At 71.6% G+C, this 16783-nt stretch carries 18 protein-coding genes; 17 read left to right on the top strand and 1 reads right to left on the bottom strand.

Annotated elements, in window-relative coordinates; translation table 11 throughout:
* The first annotated feature begins 66 nt into the window (after positions 1-66).
* The 15 genes from rho (at position 67) to ACYVHQ_RS04930 (ending at position 14510) form a co-directional block, all read left to right on the top strand.
* On the top strand, positions 67-2334 hold the full coding sequence (gene rho, locus ACYVHQ_RS05000; RefSeq protein WP_460511033.1) for a transcription termination factor Rho: 2268 nt from the start codon (positions 67-69) through the stop codon (positions 2332-2334).
* 2 nt (positions 2335-2336) lie between these two features.
* Positions 2337-3419, top strand: a complete 1083-nt coding sequence (gene prfA, locus ACYVHQ_RS04995; protein ID WP_460511032.1) for a peptide chain release factor 1 — start codon at positions 2337-2339, stop codon at positions 3417-3419.
* A complete protein-coding gene (gene prmC, locus ACYVHQ_RS04990; protein WP_460511031.1) occupies positions 3416-4273 on the top strand; it encodes a peptide chain release factor N(5)-glutamine methyltransferase in 858 nt (285 codons plus the stop codon). Before prfA ends, prmC begins: the two co-directional genes overlap by 4 nt.
* A 38-nt stretch (positions 4274-4311) precedes the next feature.
* Complete coding sequence (locus ACYVHQ_RS04985) at positions 4312-4989, top strand: L-threonylcarbamoyladenylate synthase (protein ID WP_460511030.1); 678 nt, start codon at positions 4312-4314, stop codon at positions 4987-4989.
* Positions 4990-4992: 3 nt separating this feature from the next.
* Positions 4993-6264 (top strand): MraY family glycosyltransferase, encoded by a 1272-nt coding sequence (locus ACYVHQ_RS04980; protein ID WP_460511029.1) that lies wholly within the window; start codon positions 4993-4995, stop codon positions 6262-6264.
* On the top strand, positions 6261-6686 hold the full coding sequence (locus ACYVHQ_RS04975; RefSeq protein ID WP_460511028.1) for a hypothetical protein: 426 nt from the start codon (positions 6261-6263) through the stop codon (positions 6684-6686). Before ACYVHQ_RS04980 ends, ACYVHQ_RS04975 begins: the two co-directional genes overlap by 4 nt.
* 159 nt (positions 6687-6845) lie before the next feature.
* The gene (gene atpB, locus ACYVHQ_RS04970; RefSeq protein ID WP_460511248.1) at positions 6846-7673 is read left to right on the top strand and encodes a F0F1 ATP synthase subunit A; all 828 of its coding nucleotides are present in this window, start codon (positions 6846-6848) and stop codon (positions 7671-7673) included.
* Between the two features lie 57 nt (positions 7674-7730).
* A complete protein-coding gene (gene atpE, locus ACYVHQ_RS04965; protein ID WP_043594505.1) occupies positions 7731-7964 on the top strand; it encodes an ATP synthase F0 subunit C in 234 nt (77 codons plus the stop codon).
* 19 nt (positions 7965-7983) lie between these two features.
* A complete protein-coding gene (locus tag ACYVHQ_RS04960) occupies positions 7984-8544 on the top strand; it encodes a F0F1 ATP synthase subunit B (protein ID WP_460511027.1) in 561 nt (186 codons plus the stop codon).
* Positions 8545-8546: 2 nt separating this feature from the next.
* Positions 8547-9338 carry a F0F1 ATP synthase subunit delta gene (locus ACYVHQ_RS04955; protein ID WP_460511026.1) on the top strand — a complete coding sequence of 264 codons (792 nt, stop codon included), beginning with the start codon at positions 8547-8549 and terminating at the stop codon, positions 9336-9338.
* 60 nt (positions 9339-9398) lie between these two features.
* Entirely contained in the window at positions 9399-11036 is a 1638-nt protein-coding gene (gene atpA, locus ACYVHQ_RS04950; RefSeq protein ID WP_460511025.1) for a F0F1 ATP synthase subunit alpha, read from the top strand.
* A 43-nt stretch (positions 11037-11079) separates the two neighbouring features.
* Positions 11080-11979: a F0F1 ATP synthase subunit gamma gene (locus ACYVHQ_RS04945; protein WP_460511024.1), complete on the top strand. Its 900-nt coding sequence runs from the start codon at positions 11080-11082 to the stop codon at positions 11977-11979.
* Between the two features lie 24 nt (positions 11980-12003).
* Entirely contained in the window at positions 12004-13464 is a 1461-nt protein-coding gene (gene atpD / locus ACYVHQ_RS04940) for a F0F1 ATP synthase subunit beta (protein WP_460511023.1), read from the top strand.
* A 2-nt stretch (positions 13465-13466) separates the two neighbouring features.
* The gene (locus ACYVHQ_RS04935; RefSeq protein WP_460511022.1) at positions 13467-13727 is read left to right on the top strand and encodes a F0F1 ATP synthase subunit epsilon; all 261 of its coding nucleotides are present in this window, start codon (positions 13467-13469) and stop codon (positions 13725-13727) included.
* A 21-nt stretch (positions 13728-13748) separates the two neighbouring features.
* Positions 13749-14510 (top strand): YaaA family protein, encoded by a 762-nt coding sequence (locus tag ACYVHQ_RS04930; RefSeq protein WP_460511021.1) that lies wholly within the window; start codon positions 13749-13751, stop codon positions 14508-14510.
* A gap of 88 nt (positions 14511-14598) precedes the next feature.
* Here ACYVHQ_RS04930 and ACYVHQ_RS04925 read toward each other — a convergent pair whose 3' ends face one another.
* A complete protein-coding gene (locus ACYVHQ_RS04925) occupies positions 14599-15156 on the bottom strand; it encodes a methylated-DNA--[protein]-cysteine S-methyltransferase (protein WP_460511020.1) in 558 nt (185 codons plus the stop codon).
* Positions 15157-15283: 127 nt separating this feature from the next.
* Between ACYVHQ_RS04925 and ACYVHQ_RS04920 the strand changes: the two genes are divergently transcribed.
* Entirely contained in the window at positions 15284-15832 is a 549-nt protein-coding gene (locus ACYVHQ_RS04920; RefSeq protein WP_460511019.1) for an FHA domain-containing protein, read from the top strand.
* On the top strand, positions 15829-16620 hold the full coding sequence (locus tag ACYVHQ_RS04915) for a PP2C family protein-serine/threonine phosphatase (protein ID WP_460511018.1): 792 nt from the start codon (positions 15829-15831) through the stop codon (positions 16618-16620). The genes ACYVHQ_RS04920 and ACYVHQ_RS04915 overlap by 4 nt, the downstream gene beginning before the upstream one ends.
* Positions 16621-16783: the final 163 nt, after the last annotated feature.

Here is a 16783-nt window from a genome sequence, read left to right as displayed (position 1 = left end):
CGAGGCGACGAGGTGCGACCAGCTCTGCCCCGCCGTTCCGCGCGGGGGAGCGAAAGGAACCCCATCGTGACCGACGTCGACCCCAGCACTCCCGCGGACCCCACCGCCGAGCTCCGCGCCCTCCGCCTCCCGCAGCTGCAGGCGCTCGCCTCGTCGCTCGGCATCAGCGGCCTCTCCAAGCTGCGCAAGGGCGACCTCGTCGCCGCCATCGCCGCCAAGCAGGCCGAGCAGGGCGAGGGCGCCGTCGTGCCCGAGGTCGTCCAGCCCGTCCTCGACGGCACCCCCGTCGAGACGGTCGCCGACCAGGCGCCCGAGGCCGAGCACGCCGCGCAGGCCCCCGCCGCCGAGCAGGCCCCGGTCCTCGACGCCCCGACGGAGGCCGGCGCCGAGGCCGCAGGCCTCGACGCCCCGACGGAGGCCGGCGCCGAGGCCGCAGGCCTCGCCGCCCCCGAGGCATCTGCAGAGGGCACCGCCCCCGCCGAGCAGCCCACCGGACGTCGTCGTGGGTCGCGTCGGGCCAGCAGCGCGACGACCGCCGCGGCCACCGAGCAGCGCGGCGCGGCCCAGCACGTCAACCACGGCGAGACCGGCACGTCGCCGCTCGTCGAGGCACCCACCACCGAGGCCGCCCCGGCTCCTGCCGGCTCCGCCGAGGCTCCTGCCGCCACCGACGGGGCAGCCCCGTCGTCACCGACCGAGGCGCCCGCCAACGAGCGCCAGGGCCGCGGTCGCCGCGGATCGCGACGCGCGAACGACGCGAGCGTCGGCGCCGAGACCGCGCAGGCCGCACCGGCCGCCGGCGAGCAGGCGTCCACCGACCCCGCCGAGGCCGGCGAGCCCGACCAGCGCGGCCAGCAGGGCGACCCGCAGCAGGGCGACCAGCAGGGGCAGCAGGAGGGCGGCGGACGCCGCAGCCGTAGCCGCAACCGCGGCAAGAAGAACGGCCAGCAGCAGGGCGACGCCCCCCAGCAGGCCCCGCAGGAGGCCCCCGCCGAGTCCACGACGGACGACGCGTCGCGCGGTCAGCAGCAGGGCGGCACCGGCCCTCAGCAGCAGCAGCAGCGCGACGACGAGGCGGGTCGTGGCCGTGGCCGTCAGCGCGACCGCAAGCGCGGTCGCGGCGCCCAGCAGGACGACGCCGAGCCCGAGATCTCCGAGGACGACGTCCTCATCCCCGTCGCGGGCATCCTGGACCTGCTCGAGAACTACGCCTTCGTGCGCACGACGGGCTACCTGCCGGGTGCCAGCGACGTCTACGTCTCGCTCGGGCAGGTCAAGAAGTACCACCTGCGCAAGGGCGACGCGGTCGTCGGTGCGATCCGTCAGCCCCGCGAGGGCGAGCAGGGACAGGGCCGCCAGAAGTTCAACGCCATCGTGCGCGTCGACTCGATCAACGGCCAGCCCGTGGACGAGGCCGCGAAGCGGGTCGACTTCAGCGACCTGACGCCGCTCTACCCCCAGGAGCGCCTGCGCCTCGAGACCGAGCAGCAGAAGCTCTCGACGCGCATCATCGACCTGGTGTCGCCGATCGGCAAGGGTCAGCGCGGCCTCATCGTCTCGCCGCCCAAGGCCGGCAAGACCATCGCGCTGCAGGCCATCGCGAACGCGATCGCCACGAACAACCCCGAGGTCCACCTCATGGTCGTGCTCGTCGACGAGCGCCCCGAAGAGGTCACCGACATGCAGCGCACGGTCAAGGGCGAGGTCATCGCCTCCACGTTCGACCGGCCCGCCGAGGACCACACGACCGTCGCCGAGCTGGCCATCGAGCGCGCCAAGCGCCTCGTCGAGCTGGGCCACGACGTCGTCGTGCTGCTCGACTCGATCACCCGTCTCGGCCGGGCGTACAACCTGGCCACGCCCGCCTCCGGCCGGATCCTGTCCGGTGGCGTCGACTCGTCGGCCCTGTACCCGCCGAAGCGCTTCTTCGGCGCGGCGCGCAACATCGAGGGCGGCGGCTCGCTGACGATCCTCGCCACGGCCCTGGTCGAGACCGGCTCCAAGATGGACGAGGTCATCTTCGAGGAGTTCAAGGGCACGGGCAACATGGAGCTCCGCCTCTCGCGCCACCTCGCCGACAAGCGCATCTTCCCGGCCGTCGACGTCAACGCCTCCGGCACGCGTCGCGAGGAGATGCTGCTCAGCCCCGACGAGGTCAAGATCACCTGGCGCCTGCGCCGGGCCCTCGCCGGCCTGGAGCCGCAGCAGGCGCTCGACGTGGTCCTCCGCAACCTGCGGGAGACCCAGTCGAACGTCGAGTTCCTCGTGCAGGTGCAGAAGTCGGTGCCGGCCTCGAACGGGCACGACGCGCACTCCGGCCACAAGGAGCACTGACCGTGTTCGAGTCGGTGGCGGTGCTGCTGGCCGAGCACGAGGAGCTGCAGGTGCAGCTCAGCGACCCGGCCGTGCACGCCGACGCGGGGCGCGCGAAGCGCATCAACCGTCGGTACGCCGAGCTGAGCCGCATCGTCGCCGCGCACGCGACGTGGACGCAGGCCGAGGAGGATCTCGTGGCGGCCCGGGAGCTCGCCAAGGAGGACGACGCGTTCGCCGACGAGGTGCCCGGCCTGGAGGCCGACCTGGCCGAGGCGCAGGAGAAGCTGCGACGCCTGCTGATCCCGCGCGACCCCGACGACGGCCGCGACGTCATCATGGAGATCAAGGGCGGGGAGGGCGGTGCCGAGAGCGCGCTCTTCGCGGCGGACCTGCTCCGCATGTACGTGCACTACGCCGAGTCGAAGGGCTGGAAGACCGAGCTCCTCGACCGCGACGAGTCCGACCTGGGCGGCTACAAGAACGTGCAGGTCGCCATCAAGTCGAACGCCTCCGACCCGTCGCAGGGCGTCTGGGCGCACCTCAAGTACGAGGGCGGCGTCCACCGCGTGCAGCGCGTGCCCGCGACCGAGTCGCAGGGCCGCATCCACACGTCGACCACGGGCGTGCTCGTGTTCCCCGAGGTGGACGAGCCCGAGGAGGTCGAGATCGCCCAGTCCGACCTGAAGATCGACGTCTACCGCTCGAGCGGTCCCGGCGGGCAGTCGGTCAACACGACCGACTCCGCGGTGCGCATCACGCACCTGCCGACCGGCATCGTCGTCGCGATGCAGAACGAGAAGAGCCAGCTGCAGAACCGCGAGGCGGGCATGCGCGTGCTCCGTGCGCGCATCCTGGCGCGTCAGCAGGAGGAGCAGGCGGCCCTCGCCTCCGACGCCCGCAAGAGCCAGATCCGGGGCATGGACCGGTCGGAGCGCATCCGCACCTACAACTTCCCCGAGAACCGCATCGCCGACCACCGCACGGGGTACAAGGCCTACAACCTCGACGCGGTGCTCGACGGTGCGCTCGAGCCCGTGGTCGAGTCGTGCGTGCGCGCCGACGAGGAGGCGCGCCTGGCCGACCTCGGCGACACCTCGTCGTGACCGTCGCCGTCGCCACGGCGGTGGCCGACGCCGAGCGGGTGCTGGGCGAGGCGGGCGTCCCCGACGCCCGCGTGGACGCGGAGCTCCTGCTCGGCCACGTGGCCGGTTGGTCGCGGGGGCAGGTCCAGGCGCGTGCGGTGACCGGTGCCTCGCTGACCGCCGACCTGCAGGAGGCCCTGGTCGCGCTCGTCGTGCGCCGGGCGACCCGCGAGCCGCTCCAGCACCTCACGGGCCTGGCCCCGTTCCGCTCGCTCGAGCTGCGGGTCGGCCCCGGCGTCTTCGTGCCGCGGCCCGAGACGGAGGGCGTGGCCCAGCTCGCGATCGACGCGCTCCGCGCGGACGAGGCGCCGGCGCCCGTGGCCGTGGACCTCGGCACCGGCAGCGGTGCGCTCGCCCTCGCCCTCGCGACGGAGGTGCCGCGCGCACGCGTGCACGCCGTGGAGCTCTCACCGGAGGCCGCGGCCTGGACGCGACGCAACATCGAGGCGACGGGCGCCGACGTGCACCTCGTGGAGGGCGACCTCGCCGAGGCGCTGCCGGAGCTCGACGGAACGGTGGCGGTCGTGGTCTCGAACCCGCCCTACGTCCCCGAGGGCATGGTGCCCCGCGATCCCGAGGTGCGCCTGCACGACCCGGCGCTGGCCCTCTACGGCGGGGCGGACGGCCTCGACGTCGTGCGCGTGCTCTCCCGGACCGCCCTGCGCCTCCTGCGTCCCGGTGGGCTTCTCGTCGTCGAGCACGGCGAGCACCAGGGTGCCGCGATGCGGGAGCTCTTCGCTGCCGACGGGTGGCGGGAGCTCGTCACGCACCAGGACCTCACGGGCCGTGACCGTTCGACGACCGCGGTGCTCTGACGGGGCTGCCAGACCGTGCCCACTATCATCGTGACGTCATGACCTCCCTCCACGACTGCTCCGTCGACACCGAGCTGCTGGCCGGCATGCGCCTCGCGCGCAGCGCCATCGGCCGCGGTGAGCTCGTCGTGCTGCCGACCGACACCGTCTACGGCGTCGCGGCGGACGCGTTCGACCCCGCCGCGGTCCAGCGCCTGCTCGACGCCAAGGGGCGCGGGCGGCAGTCGCCGCCCCCGGTCCTCGTCAAGGGGCGCGAGACCCTCGCCGCCCTCACCGACCACGTGCCCGAGGTGGTCCGCCCGCTGCTCGACGAGTTCTGGCCGGGGCCGTTGACCGTGATCCTCACGGCGCAGCGCTCCCTCAGCTGGGACCTCGGCGAGACCCGGGGCACGGTGGCCCTCCGCATGCCCAGCGACCGACTGGCGCTCGAGCTCCTCGAGGAGACCGGGCCGCTCGCCGTCTCGAGCGCGAACCTCACCGGTCGGCCCGCGGCCACGACCGCGTCCGAGGCCCGCGACATGCTGGGCGACTCGGTCTCCGTGTACCTCGAGGCCGGTCCCGTCGGCGGCTCCTACGAGCGTCGCCCCGGGGCCAACACGGGCTCGACGATCGTCGATGCCACGGCGGGCCGGGACGGCGTGCTGCGCGTCGTCCGCCACGGGGTCCTCCCGATCGACGAGATCGTGCGGGTCGTCGGGCCCGACGTCGTGGCCTGACGCGTGCGCTACTACCTCCTCGCGCTGGCGATCGCCGCGGTCGTGAGCTTCGTGCTCTCGATCGTGGTCTGGCGCGTGGGGCTGAGGTTCCACCTGTACCCGAAGATCCGGTCGCGCGACGTGCACTCCACGCCGACGCCGCGGCTCGGCGGCGTGGCCATGTGGGCCGGCGTCGTGGTCGCCGTCCTGTCGGCCTGGTTCGTGTTCCCGCTCATCGCGGGGGTGGACTACTTCCGGCTGGTGTTCGCCGACCCCGGCCCGCCGCTCGCCATCCTCGGGGCGGCCACGATCATCGTCGCGGTGGGCGTGACGGACGACCTCGTCGACCTCGACTGGATGACCAAGCTGGCGGCCCAGATCATCGCCGCCGGGGTCCTTGCCTGGCAGGGCGTGCAGCTGGTCTCGCTGCCGGTCGGGGGCAGCCTCGCCATCGGTTCGCCGTACATGTCGCTGGTGCTCACGATCCTCGCCGTGGTGCTGGTCATGAACGCGGTCAACTTCATCGACGGGCTCGACGGCCTCGTGGCGGGCGTCGCCATCATCGCCAACGGCGTCTTCTTCGTCTACAGCTTCGTCATCGCCCTGTCGATCGGGCAGACGGAGTACTTCAACCTCGCCGCACTGCTGGCCGCGGTGCTCATCGGAGCGTGCCTCGGGTTCCTGCCGCTCAACTGGCACCCCGCCAAGCTCTTCATGGGCGACGCGGGTGCGCTCCTCACCGGCCTGCTCATGGCCACCAGTGCGATCTCGGTGACGGGGCAGATCGATCCCGGCAGCACGTCGCGCGCCGTGCTCCTGCCGGCGTTCATCCCGATCCTGCTGCCCTTCGCGGTGCTCATCGTCCCGATGCTCGACTTCGGCCTGGCGGTGCTGCGACGGGTCGGTGCGGGCAAGTCGCCGTTCACCGCCGACCGCAAGCACCTGCACCACCGACTGCTCGACATGGGGCACTCGCACTTCCACGCCGTGCTGATCTTCTACGCCTGGACCACCGTGGTCGCCTTCGGCTGCCTCGGGTTCCTGTTCCTGCCCGGGGGCTGGGTCGCCGTGGCGCTCGGGCTCGGGCTCGTGGGGTGCGCCGTGGTGACCCTGGCGCCCCTCAGCCGCCGCAAGCGGGCGGAGATCGCCGCGCAGTCCGCGCCCCCCGGCAGCGCCGCCGGCCCCCTGGCGCGGCACCACGACCGCCTCGACGGGGCGGCCCAGCTCGACCCGATGACCGACCCCGTGGCCGGCCCTCCCGCCGTCCCGCACCGCAGCCCGGAGGAACGCCCATGAACGCCCGATCCGTCTTCGTCAAGATCCTGTCGTACACGGGCGTCCTCGCCGTGGTCATCGCCGTCGTCGGCGGGGGAGCGGGCTACCTGGTCGCGGGCACCGACGGCCTCTGGTCCGCCCTCGTCGGCACCGGCCTCGCCGTCCTGTTCGCCGCCCTCACCGCGCTCAGCATGCTCGTGGCCATCAGGTTCCGCCTCGCGGGCTTCTTCGGCATCGTGATGGGCCTGTGGCTCCTCAAGCTCGTCCTCTTCATCGGCCTGCTCGTCCTCGTCCGGGACCAGCCCTTCGTCGACGACGTCGTGCTCTTCCTCTCGCTCGTCGTGAGCATCGTCGGCACCCTCGCCATCGACGCCCTGGTCGTCGTCCGGGGTCGCATGGCGCACGCGAGCGACGTCACGTTGCCCTCCGTCCAGCACGACTGACGAGGGGTCCGTGCAGACCGTGAAAGAACCTCGGTCGATTCGTGCACACACCTGTTCCCTTGATAGGGTTGCGACGTTCCCGGCCGCTGTTCCCTGCGGGTCCGATGACAACCCCACCGATCGTCGCGGCACTCACCGGTGCACGCCCCGACCCAGGAGATAGCGCTGATAGCGAACGCTGCGACCCTGTTCTCCGCTGCCGATGCTGGTCACGGAGGCGGGGAATTCCATGCCCCCACACTGGACGAGTTCTTCCCCGCGGCCATCTTCTTCGAAGGCACGCCCTTCGAGCTGAACCGCATCATGCTGGTCCGCCTCCTGGCGATCGCCGTGATGGTGCTCCTCTTCTGGCTCGCCCTGCGCAAGGGTCGGCTCGTGCCGACGCGCGGGCAGAGCATCGCCGAGCTCGGCCTCGACTTCGTGCGCGTGCAGATCGTCGAGGAGATCCTCGGCGAGAAGCTCGGCCGCAAGTACCTGCCCCTGTTGGCCGCCATGTTCTTCGGCATCTTCGCCATGAACATCACGGGCATCATCCCGGGCCTCAACATCGCCGGCACCTCGGTGGTCGCGATGCCGCTGCTGCTCGGCGTGGTCGCCTACGTGGCGTTCATCTACGCGGGCTTCCGCGAGGTCGGTCCTGCGACCTTCTTCCGGAACTCCCTCTTCCCCGCGGGCGTCCCGTGGTACATGTACATCCTCCTGACGCCGATCGAGTTCATCAACATCTTCATCGTGCGTCCGATCTCGCTGGCGCTGCGACTCCTGCTGAACATGATGGTCGGGCACCTGCTGCTCGTCCTCTGCTTCGCAGCCACGCACTTCTTCTTCTTCTCGCTGGGCGGCGCCTCCGGCGCCTTCGGCGCCCTGACCCTCATCGGCGGCTTCGTCATGACCATCGTCGAGATGGCCGTGGCGGTCCTGCAGGCCTACGTCTTCACCCTCCTCACGTCGGTCTACATCCAGCAGGCCGCTGCCGAAGAACACTAAGCACCACGTCGACGGTCCCGTCGCCCGACGGCACCGCCCTACCGGAAGGAAACACAAGTGGACACCACCACGATCCTCGCTGAGATCAACGGCAACATCGCGACCGTCGGTTACGGCCTCGCCGCGATCGGCCCCGGCATCGGCATCGGCATCGTCGCGGGCAAGACGGTCGAGGCCATGGCCCGCCAGCCCGAGCTGGCCGGCCGCCTCCAGGTCACCATGTTCCTGGGCATCGCCTTCACCGAGCTCCTCGGCTTCATCGGCCTCGCAGCCGGCTTCATCTTCTCCTGATCAGTAAGGACGACATTCGATGATCGAGACGATCCTCGCGGCGGAGGGCTCGGCACCGGAAGGTGCTGCGGTCTTCTTCCCCGCCGACTACGACATCCTCTGGTCCCTCGTCGTCTTCGTGGTCATCGCGCTGTTCTTCGCGCTCTTCGCGATCCCGAGGTTCCGCACGATCCTCGACGAGCGTGCCGAGCGCATCGAGGGTGGCGTCGCCCGTGCCGAGGCCGCTCAGGCCGAGGCGGCCGAGGCGCTCGACGAGTACAAGAAGCAGCTGGCCGACGCTCGCGCCGAGGCCGGCCGCATCCGTGAGGCCGCACGCGCCGAGGGCACCGTGATCCTCGCCGAGATGAAGCAGCAGGCACAGGACGACGCCGACCGCATCACGGCGTCCGCCCACGCGCAGATCGAGGCCGAGCGCCAGGCGGCCGTCGCCTCGCTCCGTGCCGAGGTCGGCTCGCTGGCCATCGACCTCGCCTCCGGCGTGATCGGGGAGTCCCTCTCCGACGACGCTCGTGCGTCGGCGGTCGTGGACCGCTTCCTGGCCGACCTCGAGGCCGACCAGAACGCGAAGGCGGGCGACTGACGATGGGCTCCATGTCGCGAGAGGCCCTGCACGCGTCGCGTGCGGTGCTCGCCGACCTCGGCCCGGCTGCCGACCTGGCGACGGGCGAGCAGCTGCTCGACGCCGGCCGTGTCATCGGTGGGTCCGTCCAGCTCCAGTCCTACCTGGGCGACCCGGCGATCGGCGGCGAGGTCAAGAAGCAGATGCTCGACCGGCTCTTCGGCGCCTTCGGCGAGCCGGCGCGGGCGCTCCTCCTGTCGGTCGTCGCCGGTCGCTGGTCGTCACCCCGGGACCTGCTCGCGGGCATCGAGGAGATCGGCGTCCGCGTCGTCGCCGCGAGCGGCGACGAGGGCGCCATCGTCGACGAGCTCTTCTCGTTCGACGAGGCCGTCCGGGGCGACTCCCGGCTGGAGCTCGCGCTCGGCACGAAGCTCAGCGACGACGCCGCGAAGGCGGGTCTCGTGGAGCAGCTCCTCCGGGGCCGGGCGTCCGAGCAGACGGTCGCGATCGTCGGGCACCTCGTGCGCCAGCCCCGCGGCCGGCGCATCGGGCAGCTGCTCCGGCACGCCGCCTCGGTCGTGGCGGACCAGTCCGACCAGCTGGTGGCCACCGTCACCACGGCTGCGCCACTGGGCACCGAGCACCGCACACGCCTCGAGCAGGGCCTCGCGCGACAGTACGGCCGGTCCGTCCGGGTGAACGAGGTCGTCGACGCCGGCATCATCGGAGGCCTCCGCGTCCAGGTGGGCGACGAGGTCACCGACGGCACGGTCGCCACCAAGCTCAGCCAGCTCCGCCTGCAGCTCGCCGGCTAGGCGATCTCCTCTCCACAGACTCGAGGCCTCCTGATGCCTCGCTACCGAACAGGAACCACAATGGCAGACATCAAGATCAGCCCCGATGAGATCCGCGACGCGCTCAAGGACTTCGTCTCGTCCTACGACCCGTCGAAGGCGTCCACCGCCGAGGTGGGCCACGTCGTGGACGCGGCCGACGGCATCGCCCACGTCGAGGGACTCCCCGGCGTCATGGCGAACGAGCTCATCCGCTTCGCGGACGGCACGCTCGGGCTCGCGCAGAACCTCGACGAGAACGAGATCGGCACCATCGTGCTCGGTGAGTTCTCCGGCATCGAGGAGGGCATGGAGGTCACCCGCACGGGCGAGGTCCTGTCCGTGCCCGTCGGCGACGGCTACCTGGGTCGCGTCGTCGACCCGCTGGGCAGCCCGATCGACGGTCTCGGCGAGATCGCGACGGAGGGTCGTCGCGCACTGGAGCTCCAGGCTCCCGGCGTCATGGCGCGCAAGTCGGTCCACGAGCCGATGCAGACCGGCATCAAGGCCATCGACGCGATGATCCCGATCGGTCGAGGCCAGCGCCAGCTGATCATCGGTGACCGCCAGACCGGCAAGACCGCCATCGCGATCGACACGATCATCAACCAGAAGGCCAACTGGGAGTCGGGCGACGTCTCGAAGCAGGTCCGCTGCGTCTACGTCGCCATCGGCCAGAAGGGCTCCACGATCGCCTCCGTCAAGGGTGCGCTCGAAGAGGCCGGCGCCATGGAGTACACGACCATCATCGCGGCGCCCGCGTCCGACCCGGCCGGCTTCAAGTACCTCGCCCCCTACACCGGTTCGGCCATCGGCCAGCACTGGATGTACGGCGGCAAGCACGTCCTCATCATCTTCGACGACCTGTCGAAGCAGGCCGAGGCCTACCGCGCCGTGTCGCTCCTCCTGCGTCGCCCGCCGGGACGCGAGGCCTACCCCGGCGACGTGTTCTACCTGCACTCGCGCCTGCTCGAGCGTTGCGCCAAGCTCTCCGACGAGCTGGGTGCCGGATCGATGACGGGTCTGCCGATCATCGAGACCAAGGCCAACGACGTCTCGGCGTACATCCCGACCAACGTGATCTCGATCACCGACGGCCAGATCTTCCTGCAGTCCGACCTGTTCAACGCGAACCAGCGTCCCGCGGTCGACGTGGGCATCTCGGTGTCCCGCGTCGGCGGTGACGCCCAGGTGAAGTCGATCAAGAAGGTCTCCGGCACGCTGAAGCTCGAGCTCGCGCAGTACCGGTCGCTCGAGGCGTTCGCGATGTTCGCGTCCGACCTCGACGCCGCGAGCCGCCGTCAGCTCGCCCGTGGTGCGCGCCTCACGGAGCTGCTGAAGCAGCCCCAGTACTCGCCGTACCCCGTCGAGGAGCAGGTCGTCTCGATCTGGGCCGGGACGAACGGCAAGCTCGACGAGGTCCCCGTGCCCGACATCCTGCGCTTCGAGCGCGAGCTGCTCGACTACATGGGCCGCAACACCGACGTGCTGACCACCCTGCGCGAGACCAACGTGCTGAGCGACGACGTCGTGTCCGCGCTCGACTCCGGCATCGACGCGTTCAAGCAGGAGTTCCAGACGGGCGAGGGCAAGCCGCTCGCCTCCGTCGGGCGCGAGGAGTTCACGGCGATCGCCGCCGACGACGTCAACCAGGAACGGATCGTCAAGGCCAAGCGCTGACGCGCCGCCCGACGATCACGACTGACGAGACAACAGGAGAGCCATGGGAGCCCAGCTACGGGTCTACCGCCAGAGGATCCGCTCCGCGAAGACGACCAAGAAGGTCACGCGCGCGATGGAGCTCATCTCGGCCTCGCGCATCCAGAAGGCGCAGGCCCGGATGAAGGCCTCGGCACCGTACTCGCGTGCCATCACGCGGGCCGTGTCGGCCGTGGCGACGTTCTCGGACGTCGACCACGTGCTGACCACCGAGCCGGCGACGGTCGAGCGGGCCGCGGTCGTGCTCTTCACGTCCGACCGCGGCCTCAACGGTGCGTTCAGCTCGAACGTGCTGAAGGAGGGCGAACAGCTCGCCACCCTGCTCCGCAGCGAGGGCAAGGACGTCGTGTTCTACCTCGTCGGCCGCAAGGCCCAGGGGTACTTCGCCTTCCGTCGCCGCGACTCCGAGCGCATCTGGACGGGTGGCACCGACCAGCCCGAGTTCTCGACGGCGAAGGAGATCGGCGACGCGGTCGTCGCCAAGTTCCTCCAGGACGCGGGGGAGGGCGGCGTGGACGAGATCCACATCGTCTACAACCGCTTCGTGAACATGGTGAGCCAGGTCCCCGAGGTCGTGCGGCTGCTGCCGCTCGAGGTCGTCGAGGGCGTGGAGGAGCCCACGGAGGGCGAGGTGCTCCCGCTCTACGAGTTCGAGCCCGACCCCGTCGAGGTCCTCGACTCGCTCCTTCCGGTGTACATCGAGAGCCGCATCTTCAACGCGATGCTGCAGTCGGCGGCGTCCGAGCACGCTGCACGCCAGAAGGCGATGAAGGCGGCCAGCGACAACGCCGACACCCTCATCCGCGACTTCACGCGCCTCGCCAACAACGCGCGCCAGGCCGAGATCACCCAGCAGATCTCCGAGATCGTGGGCGGCGCAGACGCCCTGAGCTCGGCCAAGTAGACAATCATCCGAGAGAGAGAAGCCATGACTGACACCGCAACCGCGCCGGTCGCGACCGCGTCGGCTCCCGGGGTCGGACGCGTCGCCCGCGTGACGGGCCCCGTCGTCGACATCGAGTTCCCGCACGACGCCATCCCCGGCGTCTACAACGCCCTCACCACGACGATCACGATGGGCGAGACCACCTCGGTGCTGACCCTCGAGGTCGCCCAGCACCTCGGCGACGACCTCGTCCGTGCGATCGCGCTCAAGCCCACCGACGGCCTCGTCCGCGGCCAGGAGGTCACCGACACGGGTGCCCCGATCTCGGTCCCGGTCGGCGACGTCACCAAGGGCAAGGTCTTCAACGTCACGGGCGACATCCTCAACCTCGAGGGTGACGAGAAGATCGAGATCACCGAGCGTTGGCCGATCCACCGCAAGGCTCCCCAGTTCGACCAGCTCGAGTCGAAGACGCAGCTCTTCGAGACCGGCATCAAGTCGATCGACCTCCTCACCCCCTACGTGCAGGGTGGCAAGATCGGCCTCTTCGGCGGTGCGGGCGTCGGCAAGACGGTCCTCATCCAGGAGATGATCCAGCGCGTCGCGCAGGACCACGGTGGCGTGTCGGTGTTCGCCGGTGTCGGTGAGCGCACCCGTGAGGGCAACGACCTCATCGCCGAGATGGAGGAGGCGGGCGTCTTCGACAAGACCGCCCTCGTCTTCGGCCAGATGGACGAGCCGCCGGGAACGCGTCTCCGCGTGGCCCTGTCGGCCCTGACGATGGCGGAGTACTTCCGCGACGTGCAGAAGCAGGACGTCCTGCTCTTCATCGACAACATCTTCCGGTTCACCCAGGCGGGTTCCGAGGTCTCCACGCTGCTCGGCCGCATGCCCTCCGCCGTGGGCTACCAGCCGAACCTCGCCGACGAGATGGGCGTCCTCCAGGAGCGCATCACCTCGACGCGCGGCCACTCGATCACCTCGCTGCAGGCGATCTACGTGCCCGCTGACGACTACACCGACCCGGCGCCGGCGACGACCTTCGCGCACCTCGACGCGACGACCGAGCTCTCGCGAGAGATCGCGTCGCAGGGCCTCTACCCGGCCATCGACCCGCTGACCTCGACGAGCCGCATCCTCGACCCGCGGTACCTGGGCGACGCGCACTACAACACGGCGATCCGCGTCAAGGCGATCCTGCAGAAGAACAAGGAGCTCCAGGAGATCATCGCGATCCTCGGTGTCGACGAGCTCTCCGAAGAGGACAAGATCACGGTCGCGCGCGCCCGTCGCATCCAGCAGTTCCTCTCGCAGAACACCTACATGGCCAAGAAGTTCACGGGCGTCGAGGGTTCGACCGTCCCGCTCAAGGACACCATCGAGTCCTTCTCGGCCATCGCGGACGGCGAGTTCGACCACGTGGCGACGCAGGCCTTCTTCAACGTCGGCGGCATCGACGACGTCGAGCAGAAGTGGGCCCAGATCCAGAAGGAGAACGGCTGATCGTGGCTGCTCTCACCGTGAGCCTCGTCTCGGCCGACCAGGAGGTCTGGTCGGGCGAGGCGGCCTCGATCGTCGCCCGTACCTCCGAGGGTGAGATCGGCATCCTCCCCGGTCACGAGCCGTTGCTCGCCATCCTGGCCACCGGCCAGGTGCGGGTGCGACTGACTGACGGTTCCACCGTCACCGCCGAGGCAGCCGACGGCTTCCTCTCGGTCGACAACGACACCGTGGCGGTCGTCGCCCGCGACGCCCAGCTCGCCTGAGCCGAGCGTCGCCGTACCACCGTGCTGTTCCTGCTGCCCCCGTCCGAGTCGAAGCTCGGCGGGGGCAGCGTCGGTTCACGCCTCGACCTCGGCGCGCTCGGGTGGCACGAGCTCGACGGCACCCGCCGCGAGGCCCTCGTCGACCTCGACGCGCTGTCGAGCGATCGCGACGCCTCGCTGGCGGCGCTCAAGCTCGGGCCCCGGTCCGCGGACGAGGTCGAGCGCAACGTGCTGGTGCGGACCAGTCCTACCCTGCGCGCGCTCGAGCGCTACACGGGCGTGCTCTACGACCCCGTCGGGGCCCGCGACCTGACCGACGACCAGTGGTCCTGGGCCGCGGCGCACGTGGTCGTCCACTCGGCCCTGTTCGGGCTGGTGGGGTCCGCCGACCCGATCCCGGCCTACCGGCTGTCGCACGACTCGCGCCTCCCCGGCGCGACCCTCAAGCGCCGCTGGCGTGACGCGGTGGCGACCGCCCTCGCGGACTCGGGCGAGTTCGTCGTCGACCTGCGCTCCGAGGGCTACGTCGGCCTGGGGCCCGCCCCGGCCGACCGGTCGGCGTTCGTGCGCGTGGTCTCGGACGCGGGCGGTCGACGACGTGCGCTGAACCACTTCAACAAGAAGGCGAAGGGCCTCTTCGTGGCCGCGCTGCTGCAGGACCGCCCCGAGCTGGCCTCCCCGGGGGACCTGCACGACTGGGCCGCGGCCCGGGGCATCGGGCTCGAGCCCGGTGGCGAGATGGTCCTCGTCGCTGACTCCCTGCTCGGACGCGCCGCGGCTTGACGAGGCCGTCCGCGTCCCGGTCCCGTGCCTCCTGCGTCCCGGTCCCGTGCCTCCTGCGTCTTGGCCCCGTGCCTCCTGCGCCGGGTCGTCAGTCGACCGGGACGGGCCCGAGGCGGTAGGTGACGCCCTCGTGGCCGAGCAGCCAGGCCTTCGTCGCGATGCCCTCGCCGACCGTGTAGCCCGTCAGCCCGCGGGTGCGCCCGAGGACGCGGTGGCAGGGCACCAGGAGCGGCAGCGGGTTCGAGGCGACCGCCCGTCCGACGGCGCGGCCCGCCTGGGGCTTCCCGACCCGTGCGCCCAGGGCGCCGTAGGTCGTCGTGCTGCCCCAGGGGACGGCCTCGAGGGCTGCCCACACGGACCGTTGGAACGGCGTGCCCCTCGGTCGCAGCGGCAGGTCGAAGCTGCGGCGCACGCCCGCGAAGTAGTCGCTGATCTGTCGCTGTGCGCTGCGCAGCAGGTCGTCGGGCAGGTCGTCCGGGTCGTCGTCGTGGGGGAGCCGCCCGTCGCGCTCCACGTGCAGCCGCTCGACGGCGCCGTCCCTCGCCACGACCTCGATGCGGCCCACGGGCGAACGGAACCGGACGAAGGCGACGGCTTCGCGCGACGGGTCGGGCGGCAGCGGCGGGACGAGGTCGAGCGGGCACATGAGGGGACCGTAGGGGCCCGCGGAGCGTCGCGGGGCTGCGGTGACGTCCACCGGCCCGCAGCAGCGCGGGGGGCCTCCTGTGCAGGAGTGGTCGTGCGCGGCGCTCCTGCCGGGTAGCGTGGTCGTCGTGACCGACCACCCGGGGGATCTCGACGACACCGTCGTACGACCGGCGGCGTGGGCGGTCCGGTCGGCGCACGCGCGCAGCGAGGCGGACACGGACGACACCGTGCTCTCGGCCCGTCCGTCCGGCGGTGCCGCCCAGGTCACGGACCGCCCAGGAGGTCCGGGTGCGTCCCGTCCCGCCCGGGTCCACTCCGTGCGCGTGGGCCACCTGGTGCACCCCCTCGACGTGCCCGTCGTCATCGGCCGGCGCCCCTCTGCGCCCCGCGTGCCCCGCGGCGCGACCCCGCGCCTCGTGGCGGTCGCGTCCGACGGCGGCATCGTCTCCGGCAGCCACCTCGATGTGCGGCAGGAGGGCGACGTCGTCGTCGTCACCGACCTCCGGTCGACCAACGGGACGCGCGTGGCGCAGCCCGGCCGGCCAGCCGTGCAGCTCCGTCAGGGGGAGTCCCTGACGGTCCTCGCCGGCACCACCATCGACCTCGGCGACGCGGTCCTGCTCGAGATCCTCCCCCCGCAGCGCCTCACCCTCAAGGACGGACCCCAGCCGTGACCCAGATCGGACGCCCGACGACCGCGCACGCCCTCGCGTCGACCGAGGGCGAGCTCGCCCTGGACTGGGCGGGGCGCACCGACGTCGGTCGGCGCCGCGCGCACAACGAGGACAGCTACCTCGCCGAGGCGCCGCTCTTCGTCGTGGCCGACGGCATGGGCGGGCACAGCGCGGGCGACGTCGCCAGCGCCGCGGTCGTCGACCGCCTGCACGAGCTCGTGGACCAGGCCGTGGTCACGCAGGAGGCCGTGGAGGCAGCCCTGCAGCGCGCCACGGAGGACATCGCCGTGGCCGCCGAGGGGACTGAGCTGGGCGTCGGCACGACGGCGACGGGCGCGTTCCTCTCGCAGGGCGACGACGGAGGGCTGCGCTTCAGCGTCTTCAACGTGGGCGACTCCCGCGTCTACGCCTACGCCGACGACGTCCTCACCCAGGTGACCGTCGACCACAGCGTCGTCCAGGAGATGGTCGACGCGGGCATCCTGCACCCCGACGACGCCGAGCGGCACCCCGACAGCAACGTCATCACCCGCGCCGTCGGCTTCGACCCGGACCCGCGCCCCGACTACTGGCACCTGCCGCTGCGGGCGGGCCTGCGCCTCCTGGTGTGCTCCGACGGTCTCACCAAGGAGCTCTCCGCGCGCCACCTCGCCGCCGTGCTCGCCGCGGTCGAGGGCGCCGACGACGCGGCCCGCACGCTCGTCGACGCCGCCGTCGACGCGGGGGGACGCGACAACGTCACCGCCGTCGTCGTCGACGTCCGCAGGGCCCCGCGCGCGGCGGGCTGACCGGTCCCGCGCCCCGCGCGGGGCGCGTCGGCGTCCCTCCCCAGGAGTGGGGGCGACCGCTCCGTCCACAGGATCGGGGCCCCGTGAGGAGGCGGCCGGAGGGTCGCCGTAGACTTCCCCGGGTCGGCACCGCCGACGCCCGCAGACCGTGACCCCCGGAACG

The sequence above is a fragment of the Frigoribacterium salinisoli genome (genome assembly GCF_054781095.1).
Note: the sequence above shows the minus strand (reverse complement) of the source record. Positions and strands in the feature narration are given on the sequence as shown.